This is a genomic window from Streptomyces sp. HUAS MG56 (genome assembly GCF_058673395.1).
This window is the reverse complement of record NZ_CM178722.1, coordinates 9,139,960-9,155,414: the sequence shown is the minus strand read 5'-3', so window position 1 is coordinate 9,155,414 and position 15,455 is coordinate 9,139,960. Positions and strand designations below refer to the sequence as shown.

The 15,455-nt window shown below is 72.9% G+C and carries 12 protein-coding genes; 4 read left to right on the top strand and 8 right to left on the bottom strand.

Translation table 11 applies throughout. From position 1 onward, the window contains the following. Position 1: 1 nt before the first annotated feature. Positions 2–2,827, top strand: a complete 2,826-nt coding sequence (locus tag AC4OXY_RS42255) for an NHLP bacteriocin export ABC transporter permease/ATPase subunit (RefSeq protein WP_376292322.1) — start codon at positions 2–4, stop codon at positions 2,825–2,827. Here the strand turns inward: AC4OXY_RS42255 and AC4OXY_RS42250 are convergent. The 3 genes from AC4OXY_RS42250 to AC4OXY_RS42240 all read right to left on the bottom strand — a co-directional run bounded on the left by AC4OXY_RS42250 (position 2,824) and on the right by AC4OXY_RS42240 (position 4,647). Continuing rightward, positions 2,824–3,690: a ribonuclease BN gene (locus tag AC4OXY_RS42250; protein WP_376292324.1), complete on the bottom strand. Its 867-nt coding sequence runs from the start codon at positions 3,688–3,690 to the stop codon at positions 2,824–2,826. The genes AC4OXY_RS42255 and AC4OXY_RS42250 overlap by 4 nt on opposite strands. An 81-nt stretch (positions 3,691–3,771) precedes the next feature. Then, positions 3,772–4,296 (bottom strand): SRPBCC family protein, encoded by a 525-nt coding sequence (locus tag AC4OXY_RS42245; RefSeq protein ID WP_356029497.1) that lies wholly within the window; start codon positions 4,294–4,296, stop codon positions 3,772–3,774. Between the two features lie 6 nt (positions 4,297–4,302). After that, the gene (locus AC4OXY_RS42240) at positions 4,303–4,647 is read right to left on the bottom strand and encodes an ArsR/SmtB family transcription factor (RefSeq protein ID WP_356029495.1); all 345 of its coding nucleotides are present in this window, start codon (positions 4,645–4,647) and stop codon (positions 4,303–4,305) included. A gap of 212 nt (positions 4,648–4,859) precedes the next feature. On the opposite strand from AC4OXY_RS42240, the gene AC4OXY_RS42235 reads away from it, so the two are divergent. Further along, positions 4,860–6,386 carry an MFS transporter gene (locus AC4OXY_RS42235; protein WP_491992367.1) on the top strand — a complete coding sequence of 509 codons (1,527 nt, stop codon included), beginning with the start codon at positions 4,860–4,862 and terminating at the stop codon, positions 6,384–6,386. A 377-nt stretch (positions 6,387–6,763) separates the two neighbouring features. On the opposite strand, the gene AC4OXY_RS42230 is transcribed toward AC4OXY_RS42235, so the two are convergent. Beyond that, positions 6,764–7,198: a subtilase-type protease inhibitor gene (locus AC4OXY_RS42230; protein WP_362819473.1), complete on the bottom strand. Its 435-nt coding sequence runs from the start codon at positions 7,196–7,198 to the stop codon at positions 6,764–6,766. A 421-nt stretch (positions 7,199–7,619) separates the two neighbouring features. On the opposite strand from AC4OXY_RS42230, the gene AC4OXY_RS42225 reads away from it, so the two are divergent. Then, positions 7,620–8,792, top strand: a complete 1,173-nt coding sequence (locus AC4OXY_RS42225) for a lactate 2-monooxygenase (RefSeq protein ID WP_356029490.1) — start codon at positions 7,620–7,622, stop codon at positions 8,790–8,792. Positions 8,793–8,970: 178 nt separating this feature from the next. Here AC4OXY_RS42225 and AC4OXY_RS42220 read toward each other — a convergent pair whose 3' ends face one another. The 3 genes from AC4OXY_RS42220 to AC4OXY_RS42210 all read right to left on the bottom strand — a co-directional run bounded on the left by AC4OXY_RS42220 (position 8,971) and on the right by AC4OXY_RS42210 (position 11,628). Then, positions 8,971–10,713: an RICIN domain-containing protein gene (locus AC4OXY_RS42220; RefSeq protein WP_491992366.1), complete on the bottom strand. Its 1,743-nt coding sequence runs from the start codon at positions 10,711–10,713 to the stop codon at positions 8,971–8,973. Between the two features lie 294 nt (positions 10,714–11,007). Next, positions 11,008–11,385, bottom strand: a complete 378-nt coding sequence (locus tag AC4OXY_RS42215) for a toxin Doc (RefSeq protein ID WP_071381958.1) — start codon at positions 11,383–11,385, stop codon at positions 11,008–11,010. A 3-nt stretch (positions 11,386–11,388) separates the two neighbouring features. Further along, positions 11,389–11,628 (bottom strand): hypothetical protein, encoded by a 240-nt coding sequence (locus AC4OXY_RS42210; protein ID WP_356029487.1) that lies wholly within the window; start codon positions 11,626–11,628, stop codon positions 11,389–11,391. A gap of 178 nt (positions 11,629–11,806) precedes the next feature. Between AC4OXY_RS42210 and AC4OXY_RS42205 the strand changes: the two genes are divergently transcribed. Beyond that, positions 11,807–12,355 carry a methylated-DNA--[protein]-cysteine S-methyltransferase gene (locus tag AC4OXY_RS42205; RefSeq protein WP_491992365.1) on the top strand — a complete coding sequence of 183 codons (549 nt, stop codon included), beginning with the start codon at positions 11,807–11,809 and terminating at the stop codon, positions 12,353–12,355. Here the strand turns inward: AC4OXY_RS42205 and AC4OXY_RS42200 are convergent. Beyond that, positions 12,336–15,443, bottom strand: coding sequence for a glycoside hydrolase family 2 TIM barrel-domain containing protein (locus AC4OXY_RS42200; RefSeq protein WP_491992364.1), 3,108 nt, complete (start codon positions 15,441–15,443; stop codon positions 12,336–12,338). The two genes, AC4OXY_RS42205 and AC4OXY_RS42200, sit on opposite strands and share 20 nt — an antisense overlap. Between the last annotated feature and the right edge of the window lie 12 nt (positions 15,444–15,455).

Sequence of the window (15,455 nt, the reverse complement as noted above, 5' to 3'; positions counted from 1 at the left end):
GATGACGACTGTTCAGGAGGGGTACGACGGCGACCTCGTCCTCGGCGCGCTCGGCTCGCTGGGCGCGCGCGTGGACTGCGCGGGCTTCAACCGCGTGGACCTGGAGGGCCCGCAGGTGCTGTGGCTGGTCGCGGCCGGCGCGCTGGACCTGTTCGCGGTGGACGCGGCGCAGCAGGGCCACTGGCACCACCTCGGCCGGCTGGAGGCGGGCACCCTGCTGCTCGGCCCGGTCGCCGGCCCCCAGCACACCCTCGTCGCCCGCCCGGTGCGCGACTGTGTGCTGCACCGCGTCAACCTGCGCGAGCTGTACCAGCCCGCGAACACGCAGACCTGGTCGTACGACGAGTACGGCAACCCGCAGTACGTCCCGCCCGCCACCAGCCCGCTGGAGTACGCGGTCGCGCTCGGCGTCGGCCGCGGTCTGTCCGTCCTCTTCCAGGCCCCGATGGCCGAGGACCGCTCCCAGGCGCCCACCGACGACGACGTGTTCTGGATGCAGGTGCCGCCGGGCAGCGTGCAGTACGGCTCCCTGTACGGCGCGGAGGCCGCCGCCGATCTGCTGATGGACCCGGCGCTGTGGCAGTCCATGGTGGACCAGCAGTACCGGCTGCTGACCGCGCTGGACCGGTGGATCGAGCAGCTGGAGCGCACCCACGAGACGCGGGCCGCCGCCGGCATCAAGGCCGGTGAGGAGGTCCGCGCCCAGGCCGACCAGACGCTGCTCGCCTCCATCGGCCGCCGCTCGGCCCGCCGGACCACGGCCGCCGACGCGGACGCCGGGTACGCGGCCTGCAAGCTGGTCGCCGAGGCGGCCGGGATCACCCTCGCCGAGCCCGCGCAGAGCGGCACCGAGAGCGAACGCCTCGACCCGGTCGAGCGGGTGGCCCTCGCCTCCCGGGTGCGCACCCGCACCGTACGGCTGGACGGGCGCTGGTGGCGGGAGAACGTGGGCCCGCTGGTCGGGCACCGGGCGCTGTCCGGGGCGCCGGTCGCGCTGCTGTGGCGGCGCGGCGGCTATGTGGCCGTGCATCCGGGCACGGGGCGCGAGACGCCGATCGAGAAGGCGAACGCGGAGGAGTTCGAGCCGCGTGCGGTGATGTTCTACCGGCCGCTGCCCGACAAGGCGCTCACCCCGTTCGGACTGCTGCGGTTCAGCCTCCAGGGCACCCGCGGCGACCTGGTCGGGCTGCTCCTCGCCGGGCTGGTGACGGTGGCGATCGGCGCGCTGGTCCCGGTCGCGACCGGCAAGGTGCTCGGCGAGTACGTGCCGACGGCGCAGTCGGGCCTGATCGTCCAGGTGTGCCTGGCCGTGATGGTGAGCGGCGTGGTGGCGGCGGCCTTCACCCTGCTGGAGAACCTGTCCATCCTGCGCCTGGAGGGCCGTATCGAGGCGGCGCTCCAACCGGCCGTCTGGGACCGGCTGTTGCGCCTGCCCACCCGGTTCTTCACCCAGCGCTCCACCGGTGAACTGGCCAGCGCCGCCATGGGCATCAGCACGATCCGCCGGCTGCTGGCGGGCGTCGGACCCGTGGTCGCGCAGTCGGTGACGATCGGCGCGATGAACCTGGGCATGCTGTTCTGGTACAGCGTGCCGATGGCCATGGCCGCGCTCGGCATGCTCGTCGTCATCGGGGCCGTCTTCCTCGGGCTCGGGCTGTGGCAGGTGCGCTGGCAGCGGCGGATCGTGGTGCTCGGCAACAAGCTGAACAACCAGGCCTACCAGACCCTGCGCGGGCTGCCCAAGCTGCGGGTCGCGGCGGCCGAGAACTACGCCTACGCCGCCTGGGCGCGGGAGTTCGCGCGCAGCCGGGAGCTCCAGCAGAAGGTCGGCCGGATCAAGAACCTTTCGTCGGTGCTCGGCGCGGTCTATCTGCCGATCGTCACGCTGCTGATGTTCATGCTGCTGGCGGGCCCGGCGAAGGGCGCGATGTCGGCGGCGGACTTCCTCACCTTCAACACCTCGGTGACGATGGTGCTGACCTCGGTGACCCAGCTGACCGGCTCCTTCGTCTCGGCGGTGGCCGCGCTGCCGCTGTTCGAGGAGATCAAGCCGGTCTTCGAGGCGACCCCCGAGGTGCGCTCGGCGAGCACCCGGCCGGGCCGGCTGTCCGGCGCGCTGGAGGCCCGGCGCCTCTCCTTCCGCTACGCCGACGACGGTCCGCTGGTCCTGGACGACGTGTCCTTCGCGATCCGGCCGGGCGAGTTCGTCGCGGTCGTGGGCCCGAGCGGCTGCGGCAAGTCCACCCTGCTGAGGCTGCTCATCGGCTTCGACAGGCCGGTCTCCGGCAGTGTCCTCTACGACGGCCAGGACCTGGCGGCCCTGGACCAGTCCGCCGTCCGCCGCCAGTGCGGAGTGGTCCTCCAGCACGCCCAGCCGTTCACCGGCTCGATCCTGGACGTCATCTGCGGCACCGAGCCGTACACGCCGGAGGAGGCGATGGCGGCGGCCGAGATGGCGGGCCTCGCGGAGGACATCAAGCGGATGCCGATGGGGCTGCACACGATCGTGTCGGCGGGCGGTGCGATCTCCGGCGGCCAGCGCCAGCGCCTGATGATCGCCCAGGCACTGATCCGGCGCCCGCGCATCCTCTTCTTCGACGAGGCGACCAGCGCGCTGGACAACGACACCCAGCGCATCGTCATCGACAGCACCCGCAAGCTGAACGCGACCCGCGTCGTCATCGCCCACCGGCTCTCGACGGTCCTGGACGCCGACCGGGTGATCGTGATGGAGGACGGCAAGGTCGTCCAGCAGGGCAGCCCGGCCGACCTGCTCGCCGACACCGGCGGGCGGCTGCACGAGCTGGTGCGCAGGCAGATGGCCTAGGGGGTGTCGTCGGGGTCGCCCCGCCCCCGGGGGGCCTTTCCGGCCCGGTGGGGGCGCAGGGACGGCCAGTGGTGCGCGCAGAACCAGCGGCCGAGCAGGGCTCCGCCGTAGATGACGAACCCGACGCCGATCAGCCAGGACTCGACCACGAGGACGGTGCCGACCGCGCCGTAGCTGAGCGCGTTGGTGACGATCAGCGGGGTGAAGACGAGGTAGGAGAAGGCGCGCAGGCCGGAGAGGCCGAGGACGGTGGCGACGGCGCCCGGCAGCAGGGCGCGCCAGTGGACCTGGCCGCCGAGCAGGAAGCGCTGCCCCCACCAGAAGAAGAGCACGCCGGTCACCGCGGACAGCACGATCCGCCGGCCCCCGGACAGCGCCGTCTTCGTGGCGGCTTCCTGGTAGAGGTAGGCGGTGAGCACCACGAGCCAGGTCGCCTGCCGCCACACCCGGTGCCAGGGGCCGGAGGTCAGGCCCCAGATCCGTTCGTAGGCGTTCTGCACGCTGCCGCCGAAGGTGACACCGAAGACGCCGAGCAGGACGAGGCTGAAGACGCTCGTCGTGCCGATGACGTTGCGCGACGGGCTGATGACGTCCGTGAGCGCGCGGGCGGACGCGCCGGACAGGCCCATGCCGTCGGTGAGCCAGGCGGCGAAGCCGCCCCGGGCCAGCGGGTCGGCGGCGGCGACCACGATCAGCAGCGGGGCCAGCGTCACCAGGGCCAGGGTGGCGAACCCCATGGCCCGGTGCAACAGTTCCAGCTCACGGCCGTGCACGAACAGGGCCCGCACCCGGAGCCACCGCCAGGCGCGGTGCAGGCCGCGCCGCCACCGCTTCACGGCTCCTCCCGGGCTCGCCACCGCCATGCTCTCCTGAGCCGATTCATCCACCCCCACGCGCTCCGGGCAACTCGCGGGCACCCCCGTGCGGCGGCCGGCCCGCCCCCGTCAGTCCAGCCCCGGCACCGGCGCCCCGGACGGCACGCCCGCGTCGAGGTAGGCGGCGTAGAACTCCTTCCAGGGCGCGCTCACCCCGGCATGCGGGCCCTCGAAGCGTTCGCCGCGTGCCTTGGCGTCGAGGGCGGCGAGGCACACCTCCCAGCCGGCGCCGTTGCGGGCGGCGGTGTTCGTCTCGCCGAGCACGTGGGTGAGCGTGAACCGGGTGCGCCGTTCCCCGACGGCCTCCAGGTCGAAGTGGAGTTCGTCGCCGCCCCACTCGAAGGACAGGTGCCGCAGCGGTTCGACGGCGAGCACCGTGCCGGTGAACTCGGGCGTCTTCGGGTCGGTGAAGCGGATGGTGCCGCCGGGGCGCAGCTCCATCTCGGCGCGGAACGGGAACCACTGCTCCAGTTCCTCGGGATCGGTGGCGAACTGCCAGACGCGGTCCACCGGGTGGTCGTAGGTGCGGGTGAACCGGACGGCGGGGCGGCCGTCGTCGAGGGTGAGATAGGTGCCGGTGAGGTCGACGGGCATGGTGTCTCAGTCCTTCGGTGGTGGGGGGTGCGGGGTGTCGTCCGAGGTCGCGTCGAGGCGCCGGCCCAGGGCGTCCAGGCTGCTGTTCCACAGCCTGCGGTAGGGCGCCAGCCAGGCGTCGAGGGCGGCGATCGGGGCCGGGTCCAGGGCGTGGACCCGGCGCTGGGCGTCCTGCCGGACCCGGACCAGGCCCGCCTCGCGGAGCACCTTCAGATGCTTGGACGTGCTCGGCTGGCTCAGCCCGCAGGCCTCGGCGATCTCTCCGACCGGCCGGGGGCCGGCCAGCAGGAGGTCCACGATCGCCCGCCGCTGGGGGTCGGCGAGGGCGGACCAGAGCGCTGCATCGGACATACAGCGAATATGCGTCGCCGGTTATATGCCTGTCAAGGAATACACACGCACGTGACGCGCGACACCCAGCGAAACGTTGCCGTTTCGCAGCGAGTGTTCTAATCTCGACCTGTACGAAACCGTTTCGTTTACGTGCCGTTCACGTCGGCACGTTCGCTATGCCCCTGCCCTGTCCCGAAGTTCTGTCCCGAACGACTTCCCTGGAGTGGTTCATGTCCCAGAAGACCCTCGCCGAGGGCTCCCGCGCCGGAGCCGTCGGGATCGACAAGGCCGGTGCGGACGCCGGACCGGGCACGGCCCCGGCGAAGCGCTGGTGGATCCTCGCGGTCGTCGCCGTCGCCCAGCTGATGGTCGTGCTCGACGCCACGATCGTGAACATCGCCCTGCCGTCCGCCCAGACCGACCTCGGCTTCTCCGACGGCAGCCGGCAGTGGATCGTGACGGCCTACGCCCTCGCGTTCGCCTCACTGCTGCTGCTCGGCGGCCGCATAGCCGACCTCTTCGGCCGCAAGCCCGCCTTCCTCGTCGGTGTCGTCGGCTTCGCCGCGGCCTCCGCGCTCGGCGGCGCCGCGAACGGCTTCACCATGCTGGTGATCGCCCGCGCCCTCCAGGGAGCCTTCGGCGCCCTGCTCGCGCCCGCCGCGCTGTCGCTGCTCAACACCACCTTCACCAACGCCCGGGAGCGGGCCCGCGCCTTCAGCGTGTACGGCGCGATCGCCGGCGCCGGCGGCGCCGTGGGCCTGCTGCTCGGCGGCGTGCTGACCGACGCCCTCGACTGGCGCTGGACCCTGTACGTGAACGTGGCCATCGCCGTCGTCGCCTTCGTGGGCGGCTGGCTCCTGCTGAGCAACCACCGCGACGCGGCGAACGCCAAGCTCGACGTGCCCGGCACCGTCCTGGTCGCCGGCGGACTGTTCTCCCTGGTGTACGGCTTCTCCAACGCCGAGACCCACCACTGGGGTTCGCCGCTGACCTGGGGCTTCCTGACCGCCGGCGGTCTGCTGCTCGCGGCCTTCGCCTGGTGGCAGACCCGCGCCGCGCACCCGCTGCTGCCGCTGCGCATCCTGCTCGACCGCGACCGCGGCGCCTCCTACATCGCGGTGCTCATCACCGGCGCGGGCATGTTCGGCGTGTTCCTCTTCCTGACCTACTACCTCCAGCTCAACCTCGGCTTCAGCCCCACGAAGACCGGTGTGGCGTTCCTGCCGATGGTCGGCGCGCTGATGGTGACCGCCCAGGTGGGCACCACCCTGCTGCTGCCCCGCGTCGGTCCCAAGGCCGTCATCCCGCTGGGCTTCGCGATCGCCACGGCCGGCATGGCCTGGCTGACCGGCATCGGCCTCGGCGCGCACTACGCGAGCGCGGTGCTGCCCCAGCTGATCGTGATCGGAGTCGGGCTCGGCCTGGTCATGCCGCCGGCCATGCAGCTGGCCACCGGCGGGGTCGCGGCGGAGGACGCCGGCGTGGCCTCCGCGGCCGTCAACGCCATGCAGCAGGTGGGTGGTTCGATCGGTACGGCGCTGCTGAACACGCTCGCCTCGACCGCCGCCACCCATTACCTGACCGGCCGCGACGCCACCAGCAAGCTGGTCCGGGCGCAGGCGACCGTCGAGAGCTACACGACCGCGTTCTCGTGGTCCGCGGGACTCTTCGCCGCGGGCGCGCTGATCGCCTTCCTGCTCTACCGGCGCGGGGTGCCGCAGCAGGACGCGGGAGCCGCTCCGGTCGTCCACATGTGACCGCCGGAAGCCGATGAAGCCCGAGGGGCCGCCGTCAGCAGGGAGACGGCGGCCCCTCGGCCCGTTTTGACCCCGGGCCGGACCTCAGCCGTGTCGCTCTGCGTGTCCGAAACGTCCGGCATGTGAGACGCCTCTTCAGGGCGGTGCCGACGGCCCTGATTGAAACCGGTGTTTTTTCGCCGCTCCCCGGGAAGGCCCCCCACGGGCCGTACCCGGGGAGCGGCTGTGTGCCCGGAAGCCGGCGGGCGGCCCCACTCCGCCCGTCGGCCCCGGCACGAGATCGCTGGTTCCCCGCTCCAGTGGCCGCACTCCCCAGTTGCGGACCTGCTCCGGCGCGTACGGGTACCCCGCGATCCCGGTCCTGGCAGGCGGGTCGTCTAGAAGGCGAAGACGCCGCCGGTGATGGAGTCCTTGATGCAGGCGTTGCCGAAGGTCCGCTCGTAGGAGACGCGTTGGCCCTGCCAGACACCCTGGACCGTGACGACGACCGGGTTGTACAGCTCGGTGCACCACACGCCCTCGGCGGGCTTCAGCGCGTTGAAGTCACCACCGGTGCCGCGCAGTTCCGCGCAGGCGCGGGCCGCGTCCGGGTGGGTGCCGGAGGCCGCGGGGGCACAGGTGAGGGTGACGGCGCGCTCCGGCGTGGCCGTCGCCGCGTCGTTGCCGTGCCCCACGGTGAGTACCAGCGCCGAGGGGGCGTACAGCGACGACGGGGCGGCGCCCGGTGCAGCGACGGCGGCCCCGGTCAGGGGTCCGCAAACGGCGGCGGCCGTGAGGCCGAGGGCCGCTGCCCAGCGCGCGGTGTTCCGCATTGTGTGCATCCTTCCGCTCAATCGGACGAGGTGCCACCCCGTGCCCGGATCGGACGCCGGAGCGGCGAGCGCCACTCTGCCGAGTCCCCGGTCGAAACACACATCGAACGCATGGGTTTCGGTAACCTTTCGTGTTGAATCAGTGGCGTGATGTCACGGAATTTGCACACCGTGACCCGGGAACTGAGCGGGTTCCACGCTCTGCGAGCCATCCAATGGCCGAAAATCACCGCATCGTTAATCGTCCTGAAACACTCCGGCCCGGTCGCCGTTGAAGCGATTCATGACTCCTCGTGTTCATGTGGCGATCATGAAGTGATCACCGGCCCCGGGCCCCGGCCGGCGCCCGCCCGGCTACCCGCCCGTATGGTCGGGCTGCACCTGTACCCCATCTCATCGGCGACGAGAGGCGGACGGCCGGATGGCGAAGCACTGGGCCGACTTCCAGTACGAGATCTATCTGAACGGGATGACGGGTGCCGTGCCCCGGCTGCCCACCGACCTGACCCGGCTGGAAGAGCTGGCCGAACACCGGCTCGCCCCGGGTCCGGTGGGGTACGTGGCGGGCAGCGCGGGCGACGGCAGCACGGCCCGCGCCAACCGGGCCGCGCTCGCGCGGCGCCGGATCGTGCCGCGCATGCTGCGGGACGTCGGCGAGCGCGATCTGTCGACCGAGGTGCTCGGGCGGTCCCTGCCGGCGCCGCTGGCGCTGGCCCCCGTCGGCGTACTGAAGATCATGCATCCCGATGCCGAACTGGCCGCCGCCCGGGGCGCCGCCGCGCAGGGCGTGCCGTACATCCTGTCGTCGGCGTCCAGCACACCGATGGAGCAGGTGGCGCAGGCGATGGGGGACGCCGAGCGGTGGTTCCAGCTGTACTGGGGCAAGGACCGCGAGGTGACCCGGAGTTTCCTCGGCCGGGCGAAGGCCGCCGGGTTCTCGGTGCTGGTGGTCACGCTGGACACCCAGCTGCTGGCGTGGCGGCCCCGCGACCTGGACCAGGCGTACCTGCCGTTCGTGCACGGGGTGGGCACCGCCAACTACTTCACCGACCCGGCCTTTCGCGCGGGGCTCGCCCGGCCCGTGGAGGAGGATCCGAACGCGGCGGTCCTGCACTTCCTGGGCCTGTTCGGGGATCCGGGCAAGTCCTGGCCCGACCTGGCCTTCCTGCGGGAGCACTGGGACGGCCCGATCGTCCTGAAGGGCGTCCTGCACCCGGACGACGCGCGGCTGGCCGCCGACGCCGGGATGGACGGCGTGGTGGTCTCCAACCACGGCGGCCGGCAGGTGGCCGGGGCGGTCGCGGCGGCCGACGCGCTGCCCCGGGTCGCCGCGGCCGTCGGCGACCGGCTGACGGTGCTGTTCGACAGCGGGGTGCGCACCGGCGACGACGTGTTCAAGGCGCTGGCTCTCGGCGCGCGGGCGGTGCTGCTGGGGCGGCCGTACGTCTACGGGCTCGGCCTGGACGGACAGGCCGGCGTCGAGCATGTCGTCAAGTGCCTGCTGGCCGAGTTCGACCTGACCCTCGCCCTCTCCGGGCACACCAACCCGGGAAGCGTGTCAGCGGCCGACCTCGCCCCAGACCCCGCGCGCTGACGGCCCGTTGGCCGCACGGCCACCCACCCTCCCGGAGCACCACATCGCACTCGGCCGCCTGGCCCTCGCCCTCTCCGGGCACACCCGCCCGGGGAGGCTGTCAGCGGCCGGCCTGACCCCGGGCGCCGCGCGCTGACGGGCCGTTGCCGGTGGCGGGCGGAGCGCCACCGGCGGGGGGTCAGGCGTCCTTCTCCGGCGGTCGCGCGGGCCGTGCGGAGGGGGCGCCCGTGCCGGCCACGGACAGGGAGCCGGGGCTCGCCGACGGCGTGTCGGTGACCCAGCGCTGGCCGGCCGACCGGTCCCGGACCTTGACGACGAGGTCGGCGCCCGGGGCCGCGCCGGCGCCCGCGAGGGCCAGGGTGCGGTCCCAGCGGGTCAGCAACTCGCCCTGGGCGGTGCGGTCGTAGCGCACGTCGGCGGCCCGCTGCGAGCCCTCCGCGGCGCAGTCGCCGAGGAGCACCACCCCGGCGTCGGCGTGCGAGTCCAGGCACAGACCCGAGTCGGCCGCGCTGCGCAGCAGCCCGTCCGTGCCGTACGTCCACTGCTGGGTGGCCGCCGGGGAGCAGACGGCCAGCACCGCGCCCGCCCCGGCCTTCGGCGTGCCCCTGATGTCGAGGCACAGGTCGGAGTCGGCGTTGCGCAGCCGGGTGGGCCGGCCGGACGTGGGCAGGCCCGCGGTGCCGGGGGCGCCGGCGGAACCGGCGGCCGAGGTGCCGTCGGTGCCGGGGACGGCGCTGGTGGAGGCGACCGGGTCGGTGCCGTCGCCGCCGCTCGGCCACACGCTGATCACCAGCACGGTCGCGAGCAGCCCGGCCGAGACCAGTCCGACCCCGGTGAGCAGCGTCCGGGAGGAGACGGCGGTGCCGGACACCCGGAGCACGGCCGCCGGTGTCCGGGCGAGCGGTCCGCTCGCGCCGCCGCCGTGCCGCCGGCCGCGGGGCGCCCGTGCGCGGGCGCGTGGTTCGCCCGGTTCGCCGTCGGCGTCGCCGCGCCCGCCGGACCGGGCGACCCGGTCGAGCAGCCCGGGTCTGCCGCCGCCGCGGCGGCGTCCGCCCGTGCGCCGGGAGCCGCCGCGGGCGGGGCCACCGCGGCGGCCGGGGCGGGAGTCGAGGTAGCGGCGGGCGCCCCAGCCCAGCACGGCCTCGGCAAGCAGCACGCCGGGCGCGGCGTCGGCGTGGCCGAGTTGCTCGGCGGCGTGCCGGCAGTAGGGGCAGGCGGACAGGTGCTCCTGGACGTCGGGCAGCAGGGCACCGCCGCGGCGGATCGGGACGTCGAGCAGGCGGTTGTAGTAGCGGCAGTCCTTTCCCGGGGCGAGCTCCCGGTGGGCGCGCACCAGGCCCTCGCGGAATTTCTCCCGCGCCTGCGCCAGCGCGGCCGTCGCGCTGTCGGTGTCGATACCGAGCAGTGCGGCGGGGACGGCTATCGGCTCGGCCTCGACCTCGGTGTGCCAGAGCAGCGTCTGGTCCGGCCGGGGAAGGGCGTGGAAAGAGCGGTCGGACAGGGCGCGGTTTTCCGGTATCAGCGTCTTGGCCGCGCGCATACCGCGGCCCCCGGCGGGCTTTCCGAGACCGGGCAGTACGGCGGTGATCCGGTCCGTGGCGGACCAGTTGACGACGGTGTCCCGGACTGCCACGAGCAGCCGGGGACGCAGTGCCTCGGCCGGTTCGCCGAGTGCGAGGCGCCCGAGGACCTGGTGGAAGGCGGTGGCGGTGACCATGTGGGCGAGCGGCCCGGACAGGGCGAGGCAGATGACCGCGTAGTCCTGGGCCGGCTGCCAGTGCCGGGCCATGAGCAGGGCGGCGGACCGCGAGCCTTCCGCATCGGAACCGGCCCGCAGCGGGCCGGCGAGGGACTCGTCCGGTTCCCCGGGATCTCCGCCGGGCGGCGGATAGGGGGGACGAGGAGGGTGGGGGGTGGGCACTGAGCGGATTCCTTTGATGCGTGATGCGTGATGCGTACCTCTGCGGCGCGCACGGGGAGGCGAATTCATCGGCGCTCGGCCGGTGAAGGATCCGCAACTGCCGGAAGAACTCCGGACTTTACCCCCCGCACGGGCGTGTCAACCCTCGCACAACTTCCACACGAGCAACAAGGCGCCCGCACAACATCGACAGTTTTGAAAGAAAGTCAGAAATCAAACGCTCACGGCTGTTCACGGGTGACCGCATTCGGCATTTCGAGCACCCCGGTCGCGCTCGGATCCGCCAGGCACCGTTCAGATCTGCCAGGAACGCAGCCGGTCGGCCGCGCCGTACACGTCCGCCTTGCCGGAGATCAGGTCGCGGGCGAGGTCGACGAGGGCGCCGTAGGGCGGGTCGATGCCGACGCCGCTGACGAACATGTAGGCCACGGCGGTCGCGCAGGCGAAGCGGGCGTTGGCCGCGGGCAGCGGTTTGAGCAGGGCGAGGGTGTGCAGCAGGGCGGCGGCCCGCCAGGCGGGGTCGGAGTCCACGCCGAGCCGGGGCGGGTCCACCCGGTGCCGGGCGACGGCGGCGACCAGCGCGGAGAAGTCGTCGACCGCGGGCTGGTCGGGCAGGACCTCCTCATGGCGCTGAAGCAGCCAGGGCACGTCGATATGGATGACGGAGGGCATCGATCAGGCGGCCTCGTCCTTGGTGGTGGGTTCGTCGTCCGGGAAGGCCGCCGCGAACTCCTCGGCGTGCGCGGCGAAGAACTTCCGGAAGGCCTCGGCGCCCTCCTGGAGCGCCCGGTGCCGTGCGATGTCGGCGGCGGCGGCCTCACGCACGAGGGCCTTCATCGACGTACCGCGCTCCTTGGCGATCTGCCGCAGGTCCTCAAGTTCCCGGTCGCTGAACTCCACGTTGAGAGCTGGCATGTCCCTCACGGTACCGCGCGGGTACTTACCCGTAAATACCAGCAGGTCAGACGCTCCCCGGCACGGTACCTGCAGCGCCCGACAGCCATGTCCGATTCCCGCCGGTCCCGGGGCGCGCGACGCACCAGACTCGGCAGCGGAGGACAGGAAGAGACACCGGGAGACGGAAGGAACCGCCATGAACACCCGAACCCGCACCGTGCACACCGTCCACCCGAGCCCGCTGGGCGATCTGCTGCTGACCGGCACCGTCTCGGCGGCCGGCTGCGCGCTCACCTCGCTCACCCTGCCCGGGCAGCGCGGCGCGCCCGCCGTGCGTGCCGAGGACCGTGACGACGCGCCGTTCGCCGCGGCGCACCGGCAGCTCGACGGCTACTTCGCGGGCCGCCCGATCCGCTTCGACCTGCCGTTCGCGTCCGCCGGCACCCCGTTCCAGCGGGCGGTGTGGCAGGCCCTGGACGGCATCGCCCACGGCACCACGACGACGTACGGCGAACTGGCCGCCCGGCTGGGCGTGCCCCGCGCCGAGCTGCGCGCGGTGGGCCGGGCACTCGGCGCCAACCCGCTGCTCCTGCTGCGCCCCTGCCACCGGGTGATCGGTGCGGACGGCTCGATGCGCGGGTACGCGGGCGGCGTCGAGAACAAGGTGTGGCTGCTGACGCACGAGGGTGCGCTGCAGCCCACCTTGTCCTGGGTGGACGATCTCGCTACACGTCCAGCCGGCTGATGCGCACGGCGCCCTGCGCCGTGCCGGGGTCGGCGCTGGTGAGCGTCAGCCGCAGCCGGGAGCCGCGCACCGCGTCGAAGGTGATCACCGTCGGCGTGTCCGAGGCCGTGGCCCACTGCGTCCTCGCGCCCGTCACCGGCACGTACGCCCGCCCGTCCCACACCGCCACCTCGGCCCGCGCGGGCAGCGTGTGCCCGGCGTCCACGGTGAAGGAGACCTCCACCCGGTCGAAGGCGCGGGTCCGCCCGGCGTCGACGCAGACCCAGTCCGTCGCCCGGGCCCCGCTGAAGGCGGGCAGCAGCCCGGTGGCCTGCTTCACGAAGGCGTTGGACCAGCCGGTGGCCGGATCGCCGTCCAGCATCGCGGCGGGCGGGGTGTCCTCGCGGCCGGAGTAACTGGCGTCCGCGTAGGGGTAGTTGACGGACGCCGGGTGGTCCGGCCGGAACTGGGACGGCGGGGTGCGGGACGCCTCGCGGGCCGCAGCGGCCCGCACGCTCACCCGCCCCGTGCGCAGACCGGCCACGCGCGCGGTGACCGTCAGCTCCCCCGGTCCCGTGCCGGACCGCACGATGGCGAGGGCCTTGCCGTGGAACGCGGTGCGGGTGCTCGCCTGGTAGCGCTCGGCGCTCTCCTCACGGCCGTTGTCGACCCCGGCCAGTGAGCCGCCGGTCACGGCGAAGGTGATCAGGTGCTCGGCGTCGGGCACCACCACCCCCTGTGCGTCGACGATGTCGGCGGTGACGAAGACCAGGGAACGGCCGTCCGCGGCGACGGAGTCGCGGTCGGCCGTGAGGCGCACGGCGTGCGGGGCGCCGGCGGTGCGCAGCACGTCGGTGGCGACGACCCTGCCGTCCCGCCGGGCCACCGCCTTCAACTCGCCCGGCCGGTACGGAACTTTCCACATCAGGTGCAGTTTGCCCGCGCTGCCGTTGGGGCTGGTGTAGCTGCCCGGGTAGGGGCCGTCGGTGAAGGTCTTGTCGTCGCCGGTGGCCTCGGTGGTCTCCAGGTACGCGCGACCGTCCGTGGTCCTCTTGACGTCGAACTCCCTTGTTCCCAGGGACTTTCCGTTGAGGAACAGCTCGACGGACGGCACGTTGGCGTACGCCCAGACCTCCACCGTGTCACCCTCGCCGAGGTTCTCGTGGTTCCACGTCATCGGCAGCAGATGGACCATCGGCTCGGTCGTCCACTGGCTCCTGAAGAGGTGGTACATGTCCTTCGGGAATCCGGCCGTGTCGACGGCGCCGAAGAAGGACGCCCTGACCGGGAAGACGTCGTACGGCGTCGGCTCGCCGATGTAGTCGATGCCGGACCACAGGAACTGCCCCGCGAACCACTTGCGGTCCCGGTCCTTCTTGTGGCCGTACTCGCCGCTCATCGTCCAGGAGGCGAGGTTGTTGTCGTAGGAGGAGGTCTCCCGTCGGCCGGGGGTGTGGTTCTCTCCGGTGTTGAGGTGCTCCGGCTCCTGGTAGGCGCCCCGGGTCGAGGTCTCCGAGGAGGACTCGGACTCGAAGAGGAACAGGTGCGGGTACTTCGCGTGCAGGGCGTCGACCGACTTCGCGGTGTTGTAGTTGAGGCCGAGGCCGTCGAGCTTGGCGAGCATCAGGTCGGCGGGCGAGCCGGTGGCGGGCACGCCGTGGTACTTGTTGGAGCCGATGACCACCGGGCGGGTGTCGTCGGCGGCCGTGATCGCGCCGATGATCCGGTCGGCCATGGCGAGCCCGGCCGTGGTGGTGGAGTCGGGGATCTCGTTGCCTATGGACCACAGGACGACGGCGGGCGAGTTGCGGGCGGCCAGCACCATCTCGGTGGCGTCCCTCTCGCACCACTCGTCGAAGAACCGGCCGTAGTCGTATGCCGTCTTGCCGGTGCGCCAGCAGTCGAAGGCCTCGACCATCATCACGATGCCCAGTTCCTCGCAGGCCTGGATCATCTGCGGCGAGGGCGGGTTGTGCGAGGTACGGAAGGCGTTGACGCCCATCGACTTCATGATGCGCATCTGTCTGCGGACCGCGTCGAGGCTGATCGCCGCGCCGAGCGCGCCCTGGTCGTGGTGGAGGTCGACACCCTTGATCTTGGTGGCGGTGCCGTTGAGGGAGAAGCCCTCGTCGGGGTCGAAGCGGTAGCTGCGTATGCCGAACGGGGTGCGGTAGCTGTCGGTGGTGCGGCCGCCGGCGCGCAGCTCGGTGTGCAGGGTGTAGCGGTGACCGGGGGTGCCGAAGTCCCACAACTGCGGCTCGGGGACGGTCAGTTCGTGCGTCTCGGTGGCCTGTGCGGAGACGGCGACGGTGGTGGCCGCGCGGGCGACCGTACGGCCGTCGGGCCCGACGATCCGGGAGAGCACCTGGACGTCCGTGCCCGTGCCGGACTCGTTCACGACGGTCGTCGCCACGCGGACCCGGGCCCGGTCCGCCGCGATCTCGTCCGTGGTGACGTACGTCCCCCAGCGGGCCACGTGCACCGGGTCGGTGATCACGAGGCGGGCCTCGCGGTAGATGCCGCTGCCGGAGTACCAGCGGCTGCTCGGCAGCCGGTTGCGCACCTTGACGGCGAGGACGTTCGGCGTACTGCCGTCGGTGTGCACGAGGCCGGTGAGGTCGAGGGCGAACCCGGTGTAGCCGTAGGGGTGGCGGCCTGTCTCGGTGCCGTTGCAGGAGACGTACGCGTCCATGTAGACCCCGTCGAACTCCACCGAGATCCGCCGCCCCGCGCAGGCGGGCGGGAGGGTGAAGGAGAGCCGGTACCAGGCGAGCCCGCCCGGCAGGAAGCCGGTGCCGCTGGTGGTGCCGTGGCCGGTCGTCGGGGTCTGCTCGATGCTCCAGTCGTGCGGGACGGCGACCTCGCGCCAGTCCGTGTCGTCGTAGCCGGGGTCGGCGGCCCGGTCGGGGGCACCGGTCGGGTCGGTGCTGCCGTCCGGGTCGACCAGCGTGAAACGCCAGCCGTCCCGCAGCGGCACGGTGAGGCGGCCGCCGGCGCCCGCGGACGCGTCGGCGGCGAGGGCGGCCGGAGCCGCCGCGGTGCTCAGCAGCGCGCCGGCCGCGGGCGTTGCCGTGGCTGCGAGCAGTACCGATCGGCGCGTGACCGTCATGGCGGCTCTCCC